Annotated in this window: 1 protein-coding gene; it reads left to right on the forward strand. The window is 46.1% G+C overall.

What is annotated here, in order from left to right:
* A partial coding sequence (locus A3763_RS00145; RefSeq protein WP_231872049.1) for an alanine--tRNA ligase-related protein occupies positions 1-1,142 on the forward strand: 1,142 nt, incomplete at both ends.

The raw sequence follows: 1,142 nt of genomic DNA on the forward strand, positions 1-1,142 counted from the left end.
TAAAGATGATAAAGAAGCTGAAGATATCTGGTTTAATGAAATCGGTATCGACCAGTCACGTTTTTCAAGGCTAGGAGAGAAAGATAACTTTTGGTCTATGGGAGATACCGGGCCTTGTGGGCCGTGTACCGAAATTTTTTATGATCATGGTGAGGATATTGCTGGTGATCCTCCTGGTGGTCCAAATGACGACGGTGATCGTTATATTGAAATTTGGAACCTCGTTTTCATGCAGTTTAATCGTACTGCTGACGGAGTGATGCATGACCTACCAAAGCCTTCTGTAGATACCGGTATGGGTTTGGAGCGTATTGCTGCCGTGATGCAGGATGTGCATACAAACTACGAAATTGATCTTTTTCAGACCATTCTAAATGGCGCATCCAAAATATTGGGTGGCGTTTCTATTGAAGAAAAATCTCTGCGGGTTATTGCTGATCATATTCGTGCCAGTGCCTTCTTGATTTCTGATGGTGTAATGCCTTCGAATGAGGGGCGTGGTTATACACTTCGCAGAATTATTCGCCGCGCTATTCGGCATGGAAATAAACTTGGTGCTTCTGAGCCGTTTTTCTATCGCCTTGTCGAGGTTTTGATTGACGCGATGGGTGAAGCTTACCCTGAGCTCAAGGTTTCCCGGAAGCAAGTAGAGCAAATCTTGCTTCAGGAAGAAGAGCAGTTCTCCAAAACGCTTGATAAGGGAATGAAGGTTCTGGAGTCAGATATTGCGTCTCTGGATAGTACCGTTATTTCTGGTGCGACGGTCTTTACTTTATATGATACTTACGGCTTCCCGGTTGATTTGACTAATGATATCGCTCGTGAGCGAGGGTTAACGCTAGATCACGAGGGTTATGAAGCTGCAATGGAAACGCAGCGAGAAAGAGCGCGCGCGTCGAGCAAATTTGGTGTTGATTACAACGACTCTTTGGATATTTCGGGGAGTACCGAGTTTGTTGGCTATGAAAGTTTTGATCATGAGTCAGAGGTACTGTCGGTTACGGTTGATGGTGAGAATGCCAAGGCTGGAGCTGGCGAGCAGTGTATCGTGGTATTGGCGTCGACACCTTTCTATGCAGAGTCGGGTGGTCAGGCTGGCGATACTGGTGTCCTCGAGTGGGATGGTGGTAAAGCACTGGTAA

It is taken from the genome of Oleiphilus sp. HI0128 (assembly GCF_001635365.1).